We start from the raw sequence: 20,208 nt of genomic DNA, 5'->3' as shown, positions 1-20,208 counted from the left end.
AAAACCCCTCTTAGTGAGGGGTTTTTTTATAACATTTTTTCTAAATCTTCAATCCATTTAGGCTTAGTCTCACTTTCCAATTCACAATAGATATTGCAAATTAGCTCTTTATTTTTATCAACAAAATTAAAAATCTCTAACTTATAATTTGATGGATTGCCTTCTAATTCAAATTCTCTTTTAGGATATATAATTGAGTTATCTCCCTTAATAAAACTGAATTTTTTAGTTTCGTCAAATTGGAAATTACTAAAGACTAATTTAATCCGATCATTACCAATGCTCTCAATTGCTTGTGATAATGCTTTATAGAAGGTTTTAGCATTAAGACTTTCTTCAATTTCTGTTGGAGAACGATTTAGATTTTCCAAACGACATAAATTTATTGTGTCACCTTCGATTTGTAATCTTCTTATAATTAAATCTTTCTTCTTAGTTTCAGATGAAAAATTATCTTCCAATGGCAATGCATTAAAATCAGTATCAACTAAACATACAACTTTTCTATTAATTTCCTTAATTTCACTTTTTTGAGAAAGTGGCGCATACAAGTAATTATATAAATTTAAAACAATGCCACACCCACCAACAGGCAAGACTATTAAATCATTTTTTTTATCTTCATCTAAATAATTCAAAATATATTTTTTATCCTCTTCACCTTCAACAATTAGCCAACTTTTATTATGTAATCTTAAAGAACTAACAATTGAGGACACTAGATCAAAAAAACTTTTAAAATGAATATCATCTGGATGACTGCCATTTTCCTGAAAGTAGTTTTTGAAAGAATATTGACTAATGTTTACACTGCTTTTTATTTCATGTATATGATGAAGATTACCTTTATCTAAAATTGGTAAAGCTCCATACCAATGTGTACTAATAAGCATTTGGACATTATATTTTTTTGCAAGTTCATGAAGTCTACTAAATTGTCCATAACACATGGAAATATGCAATGAAGCTTCAGGTTCATCAATTGCTAAAATAATATTTTGTGTAGTATCTCTTTCTTGTGTTAAAAAAGCATATGCAATATCAATTAGAGCTTTCTTCCTTTCCCCAGCCGACAAATGTTCGATTGGTTTTCTATCAATTTTTAAACGTCTTTTATCAAAAAATGTTTCTATAATAATATCGGTCAAATGATTTGCAGTAAGGTTTGACTTCGATTTGTATTCTCTAGCAAAAGAATAGTCACTATCTATTTGCTTAATTGTTTGTTGAACCTCTCCTACAAAACTCTCTAGATCTGAATTTAATAAGTCTAAAATACTTTTATTAACTGTTCTTTCAGCTTTGATTTGTAGTTTTGAAGTAAGAGTTTGCTCAATTCTTTTTTTTACATTTTCGCTCATTAACTCCTGCATACCTTTAGATTCTAAACGTAAGAAGTCATTTAAGGATGTCTCAACAGGAATGTATTGAAATGAATAATTTTTTATTAAATCATTTTTAAGAGTTGCTAAAACTTTATTTTGCTCTTTATCATCCTTTAAAAGCTGACTCTCTTTAATTCCCTTTTTTATATAACTATCAAAAGTTAAAAATAAATTATTTGTATCCTTTTCAGGATAGGGAAAAAATGCATAAGTAATTAAATAATGTGTATTTCTATATTTAAAAAAATTCTCTCTTTGTTTAAAAAAATCATTATAAGAACCATAATTTGTAGATTTACTCTGATCTAAATCAAATAAAAGCTCACTGATAACAGGGATTATTTTTTGTACCTGTCTATCAAATTTATTTAAATCTTCCTTTTTTATTAAGAATGTAGGTGCTACAAATGCTTCATTCTTTTTTTCGGAAAAGTGAACAATAAATTCATTATTATTAAAAAAACAATCCAAAGACTCGAGAATTGAACTCTTTCCTGCTCCATTTTGACCAATAAATAAATTAAAGTTTTCTAATTCATCTAATCCAAATGGAATATATCTTGCACCTTTATATATTTTAAAATGTCGAAGAAAAACACCAACTAGCATACAACCCCAAAGTATAAAATTATTTTATAATTCATAAATTTATCACAATTTAACTCTATTAACCATCCGTAAAATCAAACTGGCAAACTCAGGCTGACGACGAAATTTAAGATTCATAAGTCGCTTGGCACGGAGGAATTGCCACATGAAGTTTTCAGCATCGGTGGCTGTGTGACGCATGGTTTTGGCGAAAATTAAAAGTTGGGGGGCGAGTTTATTGTTCATTACGTTTTGCTTTTATTATTTTCTTTAAATTATCAAATTTTATAACCTCTCCCTAGCCCTCTGATGTGTGCTTAAAAAACAGGAGGGTTTAACTTGGTAAACTATACATACTCATTAGGAGTTTACCATGAGCAAGAAACAGAAGACTTACACCGCAGAATTTAAAGCTGAAGCCATAAAAGCCATTGAAGAGAACCAAGGTAATGTATCGGAATCCGCTAGACAACTTGGCATTTCAATGCAAACCCTTTCGAACTGGAATAACAAAGCAAAGGCTGGAACTTTAGCAGGCACAAAACAGTATTCGCCCGATCTAAACGCCTTACTCGAAGAAAATAAGAAGCTTAAACAACAGCTCAAAACAGCTGAAATGGAACGTGAATTTTTAAAAAAGGCAGCAGCGTACTTTGCCAAAGAAAGTCAGTGAGGTACGCCTATATGAAATCGCAAAGCCACTTATTTCCGATTATTTTAATGGCTCGATTACTTCGTGTATCCGTTTCTCGCTTTTATGATTGGCTAAAGCGAGGCATGAGTAAAAGATCAATTCAGCGAAATCAGCAGACAATTTTGGTCAAAATAGCCCATGAAGAAACCAAACAAAGCTATGGCTATGTTCGATTAACCAAGCATTTACAAGCGCAAGGTATCAAAATAAGTACGTATGCTGTGCGCCAAATAAAAAAATCAAATCAGTTGTATTGTAAGCGCCATAAGCGTTTCAAAAGAACCACGAACAGTGATCACAACCGTTCTATTTATGACAATTTACTCAAGCAACAGTTTTCAATGACGAAGCCTAATCTTGCGTGGTCGAGTGACATTACCTACATTTGGACGGCTGAGGGCTGGTTGTACTTGGCAGCTGTCAAAGATCTTTACACGAAACAGGTTGTTGGCTATAGCTTAAATGAGCGCATGACAGCCAAGCTTGTTTGTGATGCATTGAATATGGCTATTCGCAATCAGAAACCTGCTAAAGATCTCATTGTACATTCAGATAGAGGCAGCCAATATTGCAGTAATGAATATCGAAACTTACTTGAGAAATTTGATTTTCAGGGTTCAATGAGCAAAAAAGGCGACTGCTTTGATAATGCACCGATAGAGAGTTTCTGGGGCATACTCAAAAATGAACTAGTCCATCATCGCAACTACAAAACAAGGGAAGAAGCCAAAGCGGATATTACAAAATATATAGAGTTATTTTATAATCAGGGAAGAATTCAAAAAGGCTTGGATTTTAAGACACCAAATCAAATGGCAGAAGACTTTTATCGGTTAGCTGCCTAGAATCTCCCAAGTGAAAGTCTCCTGCTAATTCAGCACACATCACTCTCCTACAAGGAGAGGGAATATTCATTATTAAGCCGATTGACGGTATTTAATTAGATGCAGCTCCTTCTCCCTATGGGATGAGAAGCACTGCTTCGCAAGGGGGATGAGGGAAACGTGCTTTTAATGAAAAAAGTATCAAAGCACCCCATTCTCCAACAACACTTCCAGCCCCTTCACCTTCTCCATATATTTCAGCCGTTCTTTTTCCCACCTCACTTGTTCTTTCAACACTGAAACATCACCATTAATCACCTTAAACACATCTTTCACCTGCATATTTTTCGGCTTTGGTTTTTTAGTCCAGTGAAAACTATCCGTAATGTCATCTATCTGACTTGCAAGGCGTTGGCTTTGTGCCTCAAGCGCCATTTGATAAAACTTTAAATGTTCATCGGTTAAGGCTTTAGGGCTTTTGCCCTTATTAGTTTCTAGCTGTAATTGCAGTTTCAGTAAATAAAACAAATCCTGTGCTTCATAGGCTTGGTTCACCACTTGCAGCAACTCGGTTTTTTCCGCTTTTTTAGCTTCATCAGGTTCACGGTCCGGGTGAATCATGGCAGTGATTTTTAAATACACAGTTTTCAGTGATTGGTTCACTAACTTTTCAGCTTGCTCACGTTTTTGCGCAAGTCGTTTACGCTGATGCTCTTTTTTCTCACGTTGATATTGTTCGCTGTCCCACGCTTCATAAGACTCATATTCTTCTGTCGTTTCTTGTTCTATATCAACATGACCTTCTACTTTGCTCTGTTCAGTTTGGGCTGACTTAGCTTTTTTATTTGGCTTTTGATTATGCGCATGATGCTGCTGATAAAAGGCATCCACCTCAGTGACTTTTTCAAGTTCGGCAGTATTTAAATAGTTGGATTTTTTTAGCTGCTTAGCCAGTTTCGCAAGCTTTGCATCCAGCTGTGCTAAGTCTGCTTTAGCAAAGTCTTCTTGCTGTATGTGCAACCAAAGCTGTGCAAGCTGGCGGTAGTACACCGCATGCAAATCACGATAAATCGGCACAAGTTTTAACTGAATATAACTCTGAATCTCACTTTTGGCATTTTGCCAAAGATCTAAATCCAGCTTTTGCTGTTCGATTTGCTCAATCAGTTTATTCAGCTTTTTATGCTGTGGGGATAAAGCGTCAACACTCGGGAGTAAACTGACTTTTAACTCAAAAGACATAAGCAAATTTAACGCAAAAAGAAAATTATAGCTGATCTAAGCACGAAACTTATGAGCACCTTATATGAATCAACAATGGATTTTTATCAATTAACCATCAAACTGCTGTAAATATTGACTCAACTCTTCTCGAACAACCACTTCATATCCTGCATGACTTCGACTTTGTTCCAAGAGATGCTCTGAGTCGATCACTGCCACGCGATGACCATCTGCAATCAAGCGATCTACACCTTCAAATAACATACGTTCACCGACATCATGGATCAAAGAAATATTAGTGAGATCAAGGACAATTTGAGTCGGTTCGACAGCTTCATTTTGCAGTATGCGCAATAACATTTCAGACTCCGTAAATTGCAATACGCCGCGCAGTTCATACACCACCACCGAATGATCTATCCCGCAGGTATAGCGACTTTGGACAATCGTTTGCGCTGAAGGAGTTCCCTCCATCACATGCAGCCCCATGTCCTTCGACAGTCGTTCAAATATTTCGACGCCTCGAACACTATTCCCATGTGTATCGAGTTTCGGACTAAAGACTGCCAACCCAACCTGCCCTGGCAAAGCCCCCATGATGCCACCGGCCACACCGCTTTTGGCAGGAATACCGACCGTTGTCAGCCAATCCCCCGCAGCATCATACATGCCGCAAGTCATCATCACACTCAACACTTGGCGCACCACCGAACGTGACAGCAACCGTTTTCCTGTGGCTGCTTGCACACCACCATTGGCAAGCACACTGGCCATTTTTGCCAAATCTTTAACCGTCACTAATATTGCACACTGACGAATATAGCCGTTCACCACATCTTCAGGGTCTTCTTCAAGTACACCGACTGTGCGCAGCATGTAACCGATTGACAAATTTCGAAAAGCCGTCTTCACTTCAGACTGGTAAACCGCGTCATCAAAACTCAGCTCACGCCCTGCCAGTTCACTTAAAAATTCACGGAGTTTTTCAGCTCGAGTGCTGTGTTCGTCATGCGGTAAAAGTGAATGTGTGGTGATTGCACCCGAATTGATCATCGGGTTCTTGGGCAGATTGGTATTTTTATCTAAGGCAATTTGGTTAAAGGCTTCGCCGGAGGGTTCAACCCCGACTTTTTTTAATACCACATCCAAACCTTGATGACGTATGGCCAAGGCATAAGCAAAAGGTTTAGACATCGATTGAATGGTGAACTCGACCTCGTCATCACCTGTAGAATAAATCGTGCCATCTACGGTAGACAGTGCCAAAGCCAGTCTATTTGGATTGGCATTAGCTAACTCAGGAATATAATCTGCCAAAGCTCCGTGTTGATTGGCATCGCAGGCATTAAGGACATGCTGTAAATAATCTGGAACAGGCGTTTTCATAAGGTCTATTTTTTGTTGTGTGCTTTTTTATTTATAACAAATTGAGCTGCATCTGTATAAGTCCTTATGGTGAAGACGCATTCTGAGCTAAAACTTGTATGTGCTGTAGGTTTAAATGGTGCATCATTTCTCGAATAAAAATGAAATAACTAAGTTGAATGATTGCCTGCTCACCAAATAGATTTTGATAATATTCGGTATGTTCAATCATTTCATTAAAGCCATGTTCAAAGCTTTGTCGGTCAATGCGGGGCGCATGTTCAAAAAAGGTTTGCGCCAATATATGCAGCATCGCATCATTCGACTGAGCGTAGCGCTGCGTCTGATAATCAAGCTGTAATCGTTCTAAAATTTCTTCAATTTCATAGATCAAATATTCAATCGCTAAAGCATCGAAGCGCTGATGTCGGACACATTTTTGTACCAAAGCCACTAAGCCATGATCAAAATGAATATTCCGTTGCTCGGTCTGAAAGTCGAGCTGCGCTAATCCGAGCTGAAATTGTAATTGCTGCATAACTATCGTTTAAATTATTTAATCTTCTGCCAAGTTTAACTCACGAAAGCTACGCACTTGGTTACGACCTTGTTGCTTTGCCATATACAGCGCTTGATCGGCCATACGCGTGACCATAGCAGACGGTGTCCCCTCGATCGCAGTTGCTACACCAAAACTTGCACTAATCTTCAACATATGTTGGTTGGCTATCATGGTTTCAGCGTCAGAAATGGCCAATCGACAACGTTCAGCGACCTCTATCGCCTGCTCTAAACTCTGATTTTTTAGAATTAAAATGAATTCTTCACCGCCATAACGCCCAACCACATCTTGTACACGAGTATTGTCATTTAAAATTTGAGCAACACGTTGTAAAACGGCATCTCCTGCATCATGTCCATATTGGTCATTGATCAATTTAAAATGGTCGAGATCAAGCAAAACCACTGCAAATTCAGGCCGTGTCTGTTTGCTGAGCGTATCAAGTTCATGACTGACATAACGACGGTTAAACACATTGGTCAGGCCATCAACACGGCTGAGGACTTCCATCTTTTGTTCACGGTGTCGCCACTGTAAAAGCAAAATCTGAAAAAATACTGCACTGACGATCAATATGGGCAAATACAACTCCGCCATACTCATGAGCCAAAAGGCGTTGTCGTAAAACTCACTCTGTTTTAAAGCTGGGCTGAAAATCGGTGCATATTCTAGATGGTCAATCGAAGTTTGATAGCAAATGTAGCCAATAAACAGTGTGATCGGAAATGTAATACTGAGCATAATCGCAGGACGATAAAAAACCAAACCGACCATCAGCAGATTGACCGTCCCCGCCATAGTGGCAGGACTATAGATCCCGATCATATAGCCACCATAGATCATGCCGATCCCAAACAGGACGGGCGCAAAATAGCTAAAAAACAGTCTAAAATTTAAATATTTTTTGAAATAAAGACTGAGTACTGCCAATACGCCATAACTGAGTAGGACTATACAAGCGACGATGATCCTGAACTTGAGTTCACTCGGATTAAACCAAATCCGATTGGTCGAATAATAAAAATTTATGATGCACCACTTCAACACGCTGACTTGACTCAGCATGCCAAAGATGAGAAGTAAACGCCCTTATCGTAGTCAGACCAATTGATGATGAGATAGTCTGACTCAAACAAAAGATGCTTCAATTTACGCCATTGTACGCCCCATTTCGTACAGACAGCATTGCCCCAATTTTTCCCCATTAATCTTCTTTTTTATTTTATTATTTCGCTAGTTATACAAGGTTTTAACTTCAAAAAGAAAGCCTATTTTCACAGTTAAAAGTGCAACCTTTGAAGCCTTTAAACTTCACTTACACCACTATTCAAATTACTTTTCCGCTATTTTTTTTAGCTCAATTGGTCACTTTTATCTTTTTGAAATAGTACGGTTTATTATTCTAAACGCTCGGTGAATAAGATCCCGTTCAGATGATCGACCTCATGTTGTACGATCCGTGCAGGAAAGCCATTCAGGGTTTTCTCTTTGACTTCACCTTGAAGGGTCAAATATCGCACGTGAATTTGCTCGGCTCTCGGGACTTGCCCTCGTGCATTCGGCACACTTAAGCAGCCTTCTTCACCCAAAACCGTGGTCGTAGATCGAGATGTAATCACTGGATTGACCATCACGATCGCCTCCATTTCAGGTGCGTCTGGATAGCGTAAATTTGCACGTGAAGCCACGATAATCACCCGCTTTGAAACATAAATTTGCGGTGCGGCAATGCCTACGCCTTGACGCTCAAGCATAGTGGCATGCAGTGTTTCACTTAGTGCAGTTAACCATGCAGAACCTATTTCAGATGCTTGTACCTCTGCGGCAGTGAGCGTCAAAATTGCTTCACCACGCTGTGCAACAGCAGCAACATTACTCATGTTTTTATCCTTTTTAAGTCTAGCGGGCTGAAATCACTTTAAAAAAACAACCATGCAATATGCATTATTATCGGTTCTGAGTATAAAACAACAGCGTGCTATGGCTTTGAATCTTTTGTGGTTTATATAGAGCACAAAGTAAAATGACAGATCACACCACCCTATGCTATTGATATTTATCATTTATACATCAAGGTACGCCATTATCTATTACCAATCATTCTTTAAGTTAATGCGACTTTATCTATATTATTTTGTTCTTAATTAATAATATTTTCATAACTATAAGTTTTTAATAAGGCAAAAAAGTTTGATTATTCAATAAAAAATTGAATCACTAAAATCGTCAAATGCTATTTGCTGCTGGAAAATATTTGCATGGAAGCTCAGCCACGCCTGACTCGTCAAGATAAACGCACCCTCGGACTGTCATCCCTCGGTGGCGCACTTGAGTTTTATGACTTTGTCATTTATGTGTTTTACGCCAAAATTATTTCGGAACTGTTTTTCCCCACTGGCCTCAGTCCATTTTGGGCGATGTTGAATACCTACGGTATTTTTGCAGCAGGATATTTTTTCCGCCCATTGGGTGGTGTCGTAATGGCGCATTTTGGCGATTTGATTGGTCGTAAGCGTTTATTTAGTTTGTCTATTTTACTCATGGCTCTGCCTACACTGATGATTGGTGTGATGCCAACTTTTGAAAGTATTGGCTATGCAGCACCACTCCTGCTCCTACTGATGCGTGTGATTCAAGGCATCGCGATTGGTGGTGAAATCCCTGCTGCATGGACTTTTGTTTCAGAGCATGTGCCTGAGCAAAAAATTGGTATCGCCAATGGCTTACTCACTGCTGGCTTATCTTTAGGTATCCTATTGGGCGCACTGATGTCTTTGTTTATTTCATTACAATTTACAGAGTCAGAAATCCATGATTGGGCATGGCGGATTCCATTTATTTTAGGCGGGATCTTTGGTTTTATTGCGCTCTATCTCCGCAGTTATTTAAAAGAAACGCCAGTATTTAAAGCCATGCAAGAAAAGAAACAATTGGCTAAAGAACTTCCAGTGAAACAAGTACTGCAACAGCACAAAACAGGCGTTGTGATTGGTATGCTGTTTACATGGTTCTTAACCGGCTGTGTAGTTGTATTGATTTTAGCGATGCCAAATCTACTCACGGGCGCCTTTGGTTTTGAACGTGCCGATGCCTTCAAAATGCAAAGTGCCGCTATTGTGATGCAAATGGTCGGTTGTATCTTGGCAGGTCTTTTGGCAGATCGCTTCGGTGCGGGTAAAGTGATGCTATTCGGTTCACTCCTTGTTGCGATAATTGCGGGCGTGTTCTATAACAGCTTGGGCCATGTGGCAGCATCGACCGTGTTTGCGCTCTATATGCTGCTCGGTTTGGCATCAGGTACGGTTGGTATGGTGTCTTATAGTATGGTGAAAATGTTCCCTGCACAGATTCGTTTCTCGGGCATTTCATTTTCATACAATTTGGCCTATGCCATCGCGGGTGGTATCACTTTGCCATTGGTTCAATGGTTGAGTTTATACAGCAACATTGGCGCCATGTATTATATTTGGACCGTCTGTTTGGTGACCTTCTTTACTGCGATGCTTTATCGTCAACGTTTTGAAAAAACATCTCATTAAAATAATAAAAAAGCGGTCAATGACCGCTTTTTTTAAATCACTTTCAAATCAATTCAGGCTTTTAAATTTTTACGCAATTCATCTTCTACAATTTCAATCTCAAGCTGACTAAAACGACGAATTTCACCTTCTGCATGTTTTTCAAGTAATCCACCAATCAGTGGAACTTTGACTTTCACCGTCCAGTCCAAATTGAAACTCACTTGTGTTGCATCACCACTGACACTTCGTTTACAACTGGCTTCGAGCGGTAGGTTCGGATCTAGTTTGACGTCAGATGTTAATGCCGCCAAATTACTAATATCCGTACGTTTCAGACGAAACGCATCTTTTAAAAACTTCTTGGCAATATCTGGAATATTTACATCAAGGTTATAGGCACGTTTTAAGGTATACATATCGCCTGTTTTTTTTGATTCTAAAATTTCTAGATTTTCACCCGGTATGCGTTTGCACACCGCTTCATGCAAGCTGATATCTGCGGCTAGTCGTTTAAAATCTTCAAGTGAAACGCCATGAATTGTGGCATTGACGGTAAATTGATGTGCCATTCTCGTAATCCTTAAGGTCAATATTGGTTTTATTGTTTTATTTCGCCCAGTCTACAGTTGCTAAAACTGTGCTTTTAATTAAATCGAAAAGCGTTATGGCTGTCATTGACCTGAAACCAAGCTAGAAAAACAGAATTGCCATACAGCAACTCATTGGACTCTGCCTTAAAGGACTTTTTAATAGATTTGCCCATGCTTATCTTTAAACTCGAGCTGAAATTCCCAGCCCGCATCGATTTTTAAATACATCCCTGCATAGGACAACTTTGCGTACCAATGACCGAAGCCGAGGCTAAAAATATCAAAGCTGGCTTGTTCAGGCAGCTGTTGTATTGGTTTTGCATGTATCAAAGCGCTGGGTTCATAAGACGTGCAGTGCGAGCCATAATGATGAAAAAGTTCAATACATAGCTGATTAACTGATGTTATGCAGTAACCATCAAAGCGCAATTTACTTCAAATAAAAGAACGATACGCGGTAAGGTCATCCGCAAGTGTTTGAGACAGGACTACTTCTAATCAAAAATGTTTTTGCGATGCTTTGAATAATTTGACGGTAGTGAACGAGTTTTGTCGGTGAGGTGCATTGCACCGCAAGATGGTTTCTTTACGAAGCACGCTTCTCATTTTGCCGAATGAGAAACAATGTTCCGTAAGAGTACCTCCAGCCGAAGGCTAATCCCTTTATTCAATCTTTAGATGTAAGACTCCGTCGAATAGACTTAAAAATCATTTTAAAAGTGCATAAGTACTTTTACGTGCGTAACATCAGTTGTTAATTTAAGATCATGCTATGCACCACACCATCCCGATCACGGTGTACCAATTTGATTACTTGTGAATAATCGATCAAAACGCTTTGGTGTTTGTAACTGATTTGGATGCCGTATTCATCTGCACCATCATCCAAACCGCTGATGCTACATTGCGTGCCTTGTGGAAATGCATTGAGCCATTCAGCGTTATACACATCTGCTATTTGTTCAAACTGAAAAAAGCTCGCTTTTTGCTGCAATAGAAACCCAGCTTGTCGATCAAAACGCAGTTGCTGCTCAAGTTGAAAGTCGATAATCATGACTCTGCACGCTCTTTACTTATTCATCGGGTTCGGAATCGGCTATTAAAAGTAGCTTTGCCATCACCCAATGATCCTTATAAAGCTTTCATCGCCTGTTGCTGCTGTTTATTTTTGACTTGTGTCCATTGCCACCAACCAAATGCCGCCAAGCCCACAAAACCAGCATACAACGCCGCAGTGAGATACAGGTCTTTGTATATAAACATACCCACATAGATAATATCGACAAATACCCAAAGCACCCAAGTAGCAATATGTTTCCGGCTGGTCCAATACGTTGCGAGTAAGCTAAACGCGGCCAATTGTGCATCCAAAATCGGTACGGCTGCATCGGTAAAATAGTGCAAACTTAAACCAAAAATCAAACCGCCCACCGCTGCTAAGAGCATTTGAAAGATCACGAGTTTGGTCGCAATCGGTTCAATACGGATGTCATGATCTTGTTGTTTGCCCTTCAACCAGTGATAAAAACCGTAGAAGTTCACCACCACAAAGAAAAACTGCAAAATGGTTTCGCCATAAAGTTTGTAGGTATAAAACAAGTAGGCATACAGCAAAAAAGCTGCAAAGTTAAACCACCAACACCACATATTTCGCTTAATGGTTAAACTCACCCCGATTAAGCTAATAATAACTGCAAATATTTCTAAGTTCGACATGGTTGATTGGGCCTTAAAAAAGCTGCAGCTATTATGGAAAAAATCAGCCCAAAGGCAAGCTATATCACACACTATTTCATATCAACTCTGTAAATTTTAAATCAAACCACTCATCCACCAGACGATGATTTTGATGTTTTGAACGCATCAGTTTTGACAGTTTTCTAACAATCTTTTAAAAACTTAGCTATGCATAAAGAATAATTAGAAGGAATTATCCAAATGTCAGAACAACAAGGTCGTGTAAGTCGAGAAATTCGTGGTCATCTTTATTTAATCGGTTTGGACCGTGCAGATAAACGAAATGCGTTTGACAGTCATTTAATTCATGACCTTTCACTGGCGCTCACTGAATATGAAGATGATCCAAATTTACGCTGTGCGGTGATTTTTGCTCATGGCGATCATTTTACTGCGGGTCTAGATCTGGTCGAACTACAACCCAAACTTGGCAGCGGGCTGTTTAATTTTCCTGATCAGCAAATTAATCCGTGGGGAACCAACTCACGACAACGAAAAAAACCAGTTGTGGTCGCGGTACAAGGGTTCTGTTTTACAGCGGGTATTGAACTCATGCTGAATGCCGATATCGTGATCGCACAGCGTCACACGGAGTTTGCTCAAATGGAAGTGCAACGTGGCATTCTTCCTTTTGGTGGTGCAACAGTTCGTTTTGTCCAAGCAGCGGGTTGGAATAAAGCCATGCGCTATTTACTCACAGGTGAACGTTTCAATGCGCAAACGGCATATGACATGAACTTGGTGACTGAAATCACTGACCAAGCACCCTTATCTCGTGCCATTGAACTTGCGGAACAAATTGCGCAGGCTGCACCACTGGCGGTTCAGGCAACACTCGCTGCAGCACAGCAAGGTGTGCATTTGGGAGCCGATGCTGCCTTTGCTCAATTAGATCAGCACTTACAGCCATTACTAAAAACACAAGATGTACAAGAAGGCGTGATGGCCATGCTACAACGTCGCGCAGCCAATTTTCAGGGCAAATAAGCCTATGGATAAATCGAATAAACCTTTAACGCCCTGCAACATCAAGAGAAAAATTATGCCAACGGATTTAGAACAAGCAACGCAAGAAATACATAGTACACCTGTGAGTTTCACAGCAACCGATGGTTATACGCTTTCAGGCGTTGAATATCGGCCTAATACTGCCGCTAAGGCCAATATTATTATTTCAAGTGCGACAGGTGTACCTCAACAATTTTACCGTCGATTTGCCGAGTATGCCGCAGAACTCGGTTATCAAGTACTGACTTTTGATTATCGTGGTATTGGACGTTCTGCACCGTCAAAACTTAAAGGCTTTAAGATGTCTTATCTTGACTGGGGACGTTATGACCTTTCTGGTGCCATAGCTTATATGCAACAACACGGTCAGGAAACTTTTCTAGTGGGACACTCCTATGGCGGTCAAGCACTAGGCCTTACCTCAAATCATGATCAGATACGTGCCATGTATTGTTTTGGCACTGGCGCAGGTTGGCATGGCTATATGCCCTTTAAAGAAAAAATGAAAGTTCATGTGATGTGGAATATCGTTTTTCCGCCGATGGTTGCCGTCAAAGGGTATTTGCCTTGGAGCAAACTCAATATGGGCGCTGACCTTCCTGTCGATGTCTATAAGCAATGGCGTCGTTGGTGTAAAAACCCAACCTATTTCTTTGCCGACCCTGAGCTGAGTGAGCTATCTCAACAATATGCTGCAGTTCAAACGCCGATTTATGCGGTCGCTGCGCTCGATGATGACTGGGCATTACCCAATTCACGACATGCTTTTATGCAACATTATGCGCAAGCATCAATGCACTATATCAATATTGAAGCGCAAGATTATGGTCTAAAACAGATTGGTCATATGGGATATTTCCGCAAAGGTGCTGAACCCTTATGGCAGGAAGTCATTGGAAGGTTTGACGAACTATTAGTCGGTTAAACCAATTTACTTTATACACATCATAGTGATTTATTTGGATAGAGAGATACATGCGTCCACGGAAAAACACCTCAGAACATCTATTACTACAGTCAGCACACGCCTTTAAACGCTATGGCTATATGGGCTGCAGCATGGGGAAATTGGCTGAAGCCTGTGGACTTTCAAAAGCTGCGTTTTATTATGACTATCCGAATAAAGACGCTTTGCTGATGGAAATTTTAAACCTGACACACGTGAAGTTAAAGCACAGTATTTTTCAGCAATTACAGCAAATTACTACCTCACCTCAACAGGCTTTCTCGCACATCCATCAACAGGCCATCCAGTTTTTTAGCCAAGGTGGATTAGGCTGTTTGGTCGGGATCTTAAGTATGGAGCGGCAACATTTACCTGCCGAGATTTTTGCAAAATTACAGTCCATCTTTCAGGAGTGGCAACTCGCCTTTGAAGTGTTTTTTAAGCGATGCATGACCATCGAACACGCCGCTCAACTTGCCAAAATCAGCTTGGCTGATTATGAAGGCGCTATTTTAATGGCCCGAATAACCGATGATTTGAGTTATCTCGATTTAGTCCAAGATCGCATTTTGCTTCAACTTGCGGAGTCTTGATAGCGATATTCAATTTTATGTTCTTCGCCAAAACGGTCGACATGTGTATAAAAATCACCGTATCGGCCTAAATAATACTCGAGTGATTGATTGTAAAAATTCCAATAAATCGACCATTCATTCAAATCTAATTGGCGAATTTGAGTTTTACAATTCACTGGCATGCGACGTAAAAAGACTTCTTGTAACTGCTCGGCTGCCTGTAGCGAATCTAATTTGTATTGTTGTTGAAAGAAAATTTCCGCAATATCATCAAAAAGTTGCTGTTCATATTCATCAACTTCAATGACCTGATCGACTTGGCGTATAGCATCATCATTCGATGCTAAAGAGATACTGTTCGATTTTTCTGGTGCTTGGTAGCGCGTATATTTTTGACGATATTTTTCTGTTTTTAGGATTTTTTTGACCACAATGCCCGCTGCAGACAACGCGATCAGAATACATATCACAATGAGAAAATTAACCATAATAACAACCTACTGCCGATGACGCGCATGCACATCTTGAATCATCGAATATTTTTATGGACTAATATAACGCACAATAACGTTTAAAATTCATACAAAATTATTTTAAAGCTGAAATTTGGCCTATTTTCTTTGCTAATTTATTTCAAACTATTACACCTGCTGAAATCATTGAGTATGTATACATTTCTAAAAGATCTATTATTACTTTAAAAACAGTATAGTTAGATGCATTTATGTGGTTATTTATCCATATTTAATGATTAATTTATAAATATACATTTGTAAATTTTGCAACAATTTTGAAATAAAAACCCAACCCAACAGCGCAATGGCAGCAAAAAAAACATAAAACGCAACAATAAGCCTCTTTAAGCACAGGGCGATATCTTCTGAAATGGCAGGCTGTTGGAGTTTTTTATAAAAAGAAAAAATTATGATACGCGAAGCACAAATCCAGGACATACCCGAAATTATTCACGTGATTCACAACAGCATTCGTTCATGTATCCAGGACCATCAACGTAATGAAAGTGTGATTCAAACTTGGCTTGAGGAGGCAAACCAATCAAATATTTTAATGTGGATGCTTTACAACGACAGTTGGGTCTACGTCAGTGACAATCGAGTGGTCGGCTTTATTTTAGTCAGTGATCAGGGACAAATTTTACTGAACTATATCTGCCCTGAACGTCAGTACCAAGGCATTGGTAAGGCGTTATTGTTAAACATGATGCACTGCGTCCGGAAAAAGAATATTACCGAGATCAGTCTAGAAAGTACTCATACGGCACTCGCCTTTTACCAAAAATATGGCTTTGTCGCACATCAGGATTTTGAGCCTGCCGATGTTCCGCTCAAATTGGTCAAACAGCTCTGTTAGTAGAGAGGCAAACCTCATAAAAAGATAGATTTTCAAATAGGATGATTATGATAGGTGAATTTAAAGAGAGATCAATCTAAATAAGTATTGGCAATGGATACTACCGATACCTCCACAAAGTTTTAAACCGTTTACGACTAGGTATCAAGGCTTAAGTTGATCGCGTCCTGCCTGTTTGGCCATATATAAATAATGGTCTGCATGTTTCATTAAAGCTTCGATACTGTCAAAGTCATTTTGCTTATCCATCCATGCCATGCCCAAACTTAGAGTGACGTAATTTTTGTCATCACCCCGATTAACATGTTCAAGCTGTTCATTACGCATGGCTTCGAGTACCAATTGTAATTGCTCTTGGGCAATCGCATACGGAACATCATGCATCAATATGGCAAACTCTTCTCCCCCGTAGCGAGCCACATAGGCTGAACTTGGCAGGGTATTTTGCATGGTTTTCACGATCTGCTGTAACACCTCATCGCCTTTGAGATGTCCATAGTGGTCATTATAATTTTTAAAATAATCAACATCTAACATGGCAAAGACCAGTGTTCGATGGCTATGAAAACGGACTTCCGAATATAAGCGTTGAATTTCAGCATTCAGTGCACGGCGGTTGAATGCCCCCGTTAAGGCATCAATACGAATTTGTAGCTCTAGCTTTTTATTCAGCTCGTGAAGCTGTAAGGTGCGCTCTTTGACTTTCTGATCGAGTGAACTGTTTAGCTCAAGCAAACTATTATTCAACTGTTCCGTATGCATCGACTGCTGTGCATAATGATGCGATTGCTGAAACATGATCAACAAGGCATACAAACTGGTTGAAATGAACGATAAATTGACTGAATCAATCAAATTCATCATCAGCAAAAAGTCGTTTAAAAAGGTAATGCACAGGAAAATAACCGCGATTAAATTTAATTTTGAATACGGTTCTTTCTTTTTCAGTGTTAGGTAAAAACCATAAGCAAAATTACTCAGAACAACGATCACATAAGCAAAGCTGTAGGTTGCCAAAGGCTGAAAAATCTCAGGCGTCGAAACAAAAGTCACTGAAATATTCAAAGACAATAGCAACATCGCGATCTGATAATTTAGCGTAAATAAATAGCGACGACTAAGTAAGTGGATATAACTTAAAAAGAAAATCGACGCAAAATAAGTAAATAAATAGTCTAAACGCGTGCCCCATAACCAATTGATATCGGTAAACGTGGTATAGGCATAGGGTGCTGAAAATAAATTATGGAATGCTAAAAAGACAATAAATAAGCCAAATACCAAGTTACTTCGGCTGTTGCGGCCGCGTAAACCTCGGAAGACTGAAAATAGAATCGTAAATAGTCCCACACCCAAGACGGCGCCCGACACCATTCCAATACTCATCATTTGTTGTTGGAATTGGCGGTTTACTGTCTTAGCAATACCAATACGCATCGGGTTTTCAAACCCGCCATGCATACTGTTAAAACTCGAAGCTTGAATGGTTAAGGTGAAATATTCATCTTGTGCCACAAAATAGGCAATTCGCGGCGCATTTTCCGTTTTTTGTTCTGCTTCAGTTTGTCCCACTTCACCCAAACGGACGATCACATCACCATTTAAAAATACCCGATACGCACCGTACTGATTTGGAATCAATATTGCGATACGACGGCCAATAAATTGTTTGGGGATTTGGAAATGTCCAGTAAATGTCCCAAAGCCTTTACTATCCCCTGTGATGTCTTTAAATGAAGCAGGCAGATAGACCGTTTGACCGACCAGAACTGAACTTGGAGACGTTAAAAATTGATTTGGATAAAACAACCATTTGCCTTGCAATAGGCTACTGGTATCTTCTGTGAAGTAGATTTGGTTAACTTCGTTTTGATGCTTTAAATAAAATGATTTAGGCGCAGTTTCATACTGTGCTTGAACAGTCGATACAGTAAATGCCAGTGTAAAAATAATAAAGGTAAAAACCCAGAACAATCTGGTACAAGGCAACTGTAAATACAATGGCTTTGATTCCTGCGTTTATACTCGAGTAATTATTCTAATCTACGGTAAAAGACAAAAATAACAACATCTATTTTATCCAATTGATCAATAACGTCCATGTCATCGATCTAAAACAGTCACTGTATTAATCGCGAGTTTTTACGTCATACAATTCAATCTCAAAAATAAGATTTGAATTGGCAGGAATTACATTACCCATTTTACGCTCACCATAAGCCAAATGTGATGGTACGATTAACTTACGTTTACCACCGACTTTCATCCCCATGATGCCCTGATCCCAACCTTTAATCACACGGCCTGTACCAATTACCGTTTCAAAATAATTACCACGATCCAGTGATGAATCGAATTTAGTGCCGTCTTCTAACCAGCCTGTATAGTGTGTTGTAATCAAAGCGCCTTTAACCGCTTCTTTACCTTCGCCTACCACTAAGTCAATAATTTCTAATTCTTTGCTCATGCTCTCAACCTCAAATGCCGCAATCAAAATAAAACCCTATTATAAACAGGATTACTTTGGATGCCGTAGTAAATACGCTGTTAAAAATTGAGCTCCAGAATATCCTGATCATTCATTAGATCTTGAGTTAATTTTCTATGGTTTGTCGCAGAGCCAATTAAGATCCAACGCCCACTGATTTTATGTTCAGTTTTATGTCGCACACTACGAACCACTTGCATTTGATAGGTTTTAAACAGCTCTTCATAGTCATCCAGCGTTTGTTGTCGAAAGTGACAAACGATACGATAACTCCGTGCTTGGTTTTTCGCTTCAATCCACGCTTGAATATAAATCAAAACAATTAAAACGATCAGCACAATTACCGTACCAATCAAGCTCAGCATGACATAGCCCGCTCCCGCAGCCATGCCTAAGGCAGCGGTCATCCAAATGGTAGTTGCTGTGGTAATGCCTGAAATTCGATTTTCATCTTTAAAAATTACCCCCGCACCCAAAAAGCCGAGGCCAGTCAAAATATTGGCCGCAATTCGATCATGACTATCAACGCCGATACGTAACGATAAGATAGTAAATAAACATGAACTTAAACTGACCATAATCATGGTGCGCAGACCTGCCGACTTACTTCGGTACTCACGTTCCGTACCAATGACAGCGCCAATCATAAGCGCCACAAATAACAAATAAAAATCAGGGTACATCGGCTGCTCCCCATCTTTAAAATTTTCTCATTGTTTGTAGATATACCGAATTTTATAGTCAGGATGCAAGCCTGAACTCACATCCATCGTGATGAGTTAAATCACATCAAATGCTTATTGCAATTGTGTCCATTCAATCACCGCTTGAGCTTTATCACCAATCAAAGTCCATTCGCCGTCCATTACGTTTAATTGTAAAGACATGGTCCGTTCGCATAACTCTTGAATGGCAGCCGCACTCGCTTCAGATAATTGCCAAATTTCAACATTCTTCAGGGTTTTCAATTTGCTGTTGCGTTTATACCATTCGTCTACTGAAGAACCATAAGTAATCACAGCGACTTGTGGGCAACGAGCACTGGCTTTTTTGACTTTATCTTCGTCAGGACAACCGACTTCAATCCATTTCACCAATTGACCTGTTAAATCTTTTTCCCACAACGCAGGTTCATCTGTTTCGAAAAGATCTTTGGTAAATTCTAATGCTTCGTCAGCATAGCGTGCATATGCCAAGACACGTACCATCAAACGTTCAATCGTTTCAGAAGGATGCAAAGCCATCGTCAATTGATAATCACCATATTGGTGTACATCCATATTGGCAATGTTCAAATCTGCTTTATAAATTGTAGCTTTTAGCGCCATGT

At 39.2% G+C, this 20,208-nt stretch carries 21 protein-coding genes and 1 pseudogene; 6 read left to right on the top strand and 16 right to left on the bottom strand.

The annotated features are described in order from the left end of the window. Window positions 1-26: 26 nt before the first annotated feature. The gene (locus MST16_RS04275) at window positions 27-1,994 is read right to left on the bottom strand and encodes an AAA family ATPase (protein ID WP_180011492.1); all 1,968 of its coding nucleotides are present in this window, start codon (window positions 1,992-1,994) and stop codon (window positions 27-29) included. Between the two features lie 69 nt (window positions 1,995-2,063). Then, window positions 2,064-2,219: pseudogene (locus tag MST16_RS04270) on the bottom strand (DUF559 domain-containing protein); the annotation flags it as partial. Window positions 2,220-2,346: 127 nt separating this feature from the next. Between MST16_RS04270 and MST16_RS04265 the strand changes: the two are divergent. Beyond that, a protein-coding gene (locus tag MST16_RS04265) for an IS3 family transposase (protein WP_180006168.1) occupies window positions 2,347-3,512 on the top strand; the annotation gives its coding sequence in 2 pieces (ribosomal slippage) (window positions 2,347-2,605 and window positions 2,605-3,512; 1,167 coding nt in all). 180 nt (window positions 3,513-3,692) lie between these two features. On the opposite strand, the gene MST16_RS04260 is transcribed toward MST16_RS04265, so the two are convergent. The 5 genes from MST16_RS04260 to def form a co-directional block, all read right to left on the bottom strand. Next, window positions 3,693-4,733, bottom strand: a complete 1,041-nt coding sequence (locus MST16_RS04260; RefSeq protein WP_180092593.1) for a molecular chaperone DnaJ — start codon at window positions 4,731-4,733, stop codon at window positions 3,693-3,695. A 90-nt stretch (window positions 4,734-4,823) separates the two neighbouring features. Next, on the bottom strand, window positions 4,824-6,101 hold the full coding sequence (locus MST16_RS04255) for a glutaminase (protein WP_180011487.1): 1,278 nt from the start codon (window positions 6,099-6,101) through the stop codon (window positions 4,824-4,826). Window positions 6,102-6,165: 64 nt separating this feature from the next. Then, window positions 6,166-6,618, bottom strand: coding sequence for a hypothetical protein (locus MST16_RS04250; RefSeq protein ID WP_180011485.1), 453 nt, complete (start codon window positions 6,616-6,618; stop codon window positions 6,166-6,168). 18 nt (window positions 6,619-6,636) lie between these two features. Further along, window positions 6,637-7,707 carry a GGDEF domain-containing protein gene (locus MST16_RS04245; RefSeq protein WP_180011483.1) on the bottom strand — a complete coding sequence of 357 codons (1,071 nt, stop codon included), beginning with the start codon at window positions 7,705-7,707 and terminating at the stop codon, window positions 6,637-6,639. 332 nt (window positions 7,708-8,039) lie between these two features. Beyond that, window positions 8,040-8,522, bottom strand: a complete 483-nt coding sequence (gene def, locus MST16_RS04240; RefSeq protein ID WP_180011481.1) for a peptide deformylase — start codon at window positions 8,520-8,522, stop codon at window positions 8,040-8,042. Window positions 8,523-8,900: 378 nt separating this feature from the next. On the opposite strand from def, the gene MST16_RS04235 reads away from it, so the two are divergent. After that, window positions 8,901-10,181, top strand: a complete 1,281-nt coding sequence (locus MST16_RS04235; RefSeq protein ID WP_180011479.1) for an MFS transporter — start codon at window positions 8,901-8,903, stop codon at window positions 10,179-10,181. 53 nt (window positions 10,182-10,234) lie between these two features. Here MST16_RS04235 and MST16_RS04230 read toward each other — a convergent pair whose 3' ends face one another. The 4 genes from MST16_RS04230 to pnuC all read right to left on the bottom strand — a co-directional run bounded on the left by MST16_RS04230 (window position 10,235) and on the right by pnuC (window position 12,469). After that, the gene (locus tag MST16_RS04230; protein ID WP_078192225.1) at window positions 10,235-10,732 is read right to left on the bottom strand and encodes a DUF2505 family protein; all 498 of its coding nucleotides are present in this window, start codon (window positions 10,730-10,732) and stop codon (window positions 10,235-10,237) included. A gap of 177 nt (window positions 10,733-10,909) precedes the next feature. After that, the gene (locus tag MST16_RS04225; protein ID WP_180011477.1) at window positions 10,910-11,083 is read right to left on the bottom strand and encodes a hypothetical protein; all 174 of its coding nucleotides are present in this window, start codon (window positions 11,081-11,083) and stop codon (window positions 10,910-10,912) included. Window positions 11,084-11,507: 424 nt separating this feature from the next. Beyond that, a complete protein-coding gene (locus MST16_RS04220; RefSeq protein WP_180007552.1) occupies window positions 11,508-11,807 on the bottom strand; it encodes a hypothetical protein in 300 nt (99 codons plus the stop codon). Window positions 11,808-11,884: 77 nt separating this feature from the next. Beyond that, entirely contained in the window at window positions 11,885-12,469 is a 585-nt protein-coding gene (gene pnuC, locus MST16_RS04215) for a nicotinamide riboside transporter PnuC (RefSeq protein ID WP_180005315.1), read from the bottom strand. A gap of 222 nt (window positions 12,470-12,691) precedes the next feature. Here pnuC and MST16_RS04210 point away from each other — a divergent pair, with 222 nt between their 5' ends. Genes MST16_RS04210 through MST16_RS04200 form a run of 3 tightly spaced genes read left to right on the top strand, consistent with a single transcriptional unit; the run spans window position 12,692 to window position 15,037 of the window. Further along, window positions 12,692-13,477, top strand: a complete 786-nt coding sequence (locus MST16_RS04210) for a crotonase/enoyl-CoA hydratase family protein (protein WP_180007551.1) — start codon at window positions 12,692-12,694, stop codon at window positions 13,475-13,477. 55 nt (window positions 13,478-13,532) lie between these two features. Beyond that, window positions 13,533-14,423, top strand: coding sequence for an alpha/beta fold hydrolase (locus MST16_RS04205; RefSeq protein ID WP_180011475.1), 891 nt, complete (start codon window positions 13,533-13,535; stop codon window positions 14,421-14,423). Window positions 14,424-14,473: 50 nt separating this feature from the next. Next, window positions 14,474-15,037 carry a TetR/AcrR family transcriptional regulator gene (locus tag MST16_RS04200; protein WP_180011473.1) on the top strand — a complete coding sequence of 188 codons (564 nt, stop codon included), beginning with the start codon at window positions 14,474-14,476 and terminating at the stop codon, window positions 15,035-15,037. On the opposite strand, the gene MST16_RS04195 is transcribed toward MST16_RS04200, so the two are convergent. After that, on the bottom strand, window positions 15,019-15,507 hold the full coding sequence (locus MST16_RS04195) for a hypothetical protein (RefSeq protein ID WP_180011471.1): 489 nt from the start codon (window positions 15,505-15,507) through the stop codon (window positions 15,019-15,021). The genes MST16_RS04200 and MST16_RS04195 overlap by 19 nt on opposite strands. Before the next feature lie 436 nt (window positions 15,508-15,943). On the opposite strand from MST16_RS04195, the gene MST16_RS04190 reads away from it, so the two are divergent. Beyond that, on the top strand, window positions 15,944-16,390 hold the full coding sequence (locus MST16_RS04190) for a GNAT family N-acetyltransferase (RefSeq protein WP_078191420.1): 447 nt from the start codon (window positions 15,944-15,946) through the stop codon (window positions 16,388-16,390). Window positions 16,391-16,534: 144 nt separating this feature from the next. Here the strand turns inward: MST16_RS04190 and MST16_RS04185 are convergent, their stop codons facing one another. From MST16_RS04185 to MST16_RS04170, 4 genes are all read right to left on the bottom strand, one after another. Beyond that, on the bottom strand, window positions 16,535-18,391 hold the full coding sequence (locus tag MST16_RS04185; protein ID WP_373687874.1) for a diguanylate cyclase domain-containing protein: 1,857 nt from the start codon (window positions 18,389-18,391) through the stop codon (window positions 16,535-16,537). Between the two features lie 127 nt (window positions 18,392-18,518). Beyond that, complete coding sequence (locus MST16_RS04180) at window positions 18,519-18,857, bottom strand: FKBP-type peptidyl-prolyl cis-trans isomerase (protein ID WP_180005310.1); 339 nt, start codon at window positions 18,855-18,857, stop codon at window positions 18,519-18,521. Window positions 18,858-18,937: 80 nt separating this feature from the next. Beyond that, window positions 18,938-19,561, bottom strand: coding sequence for an MgtC/SapB family protein (locus MST16_RS04175; protein ID WP_180011469.1), 624 nt, complete (start codon window positions 19,559-19,561; stop codon window positions 18,938-18,940). Window positions 19,562-19,675: 114 nt separating this feature from the next. After that, window positions 19,676-20,206 carry a YaeQ family protein gene (locus MST16_RS04170; protein ID WP_180011468.1) on the bottom strand — a complete coding sequence of 177 codons (531 nt, stop codon included), beginning with the start codon at window positions 20,204-20,206 and terminating at the stop codon, window positions 19,676-19,678. Window positions 20,207-20,208 lie beyond the last annotated feature (2 nt).

Source organism: Acinetobacter sp. YH16040_T, assembly GCF_024605785.1.
GTDB classification, from domain to species: Bacteria; Pseudomonadota; Gammaproteobacteria; order Pseudomonadales; family Moraxellaceae; genus Acinetobacter; species Acinetobacter amyesii.
Note: the sequence above shows the minus strand (reverse complement) of the source record. Positions and strands in the feature narration are given on the sequence as shown.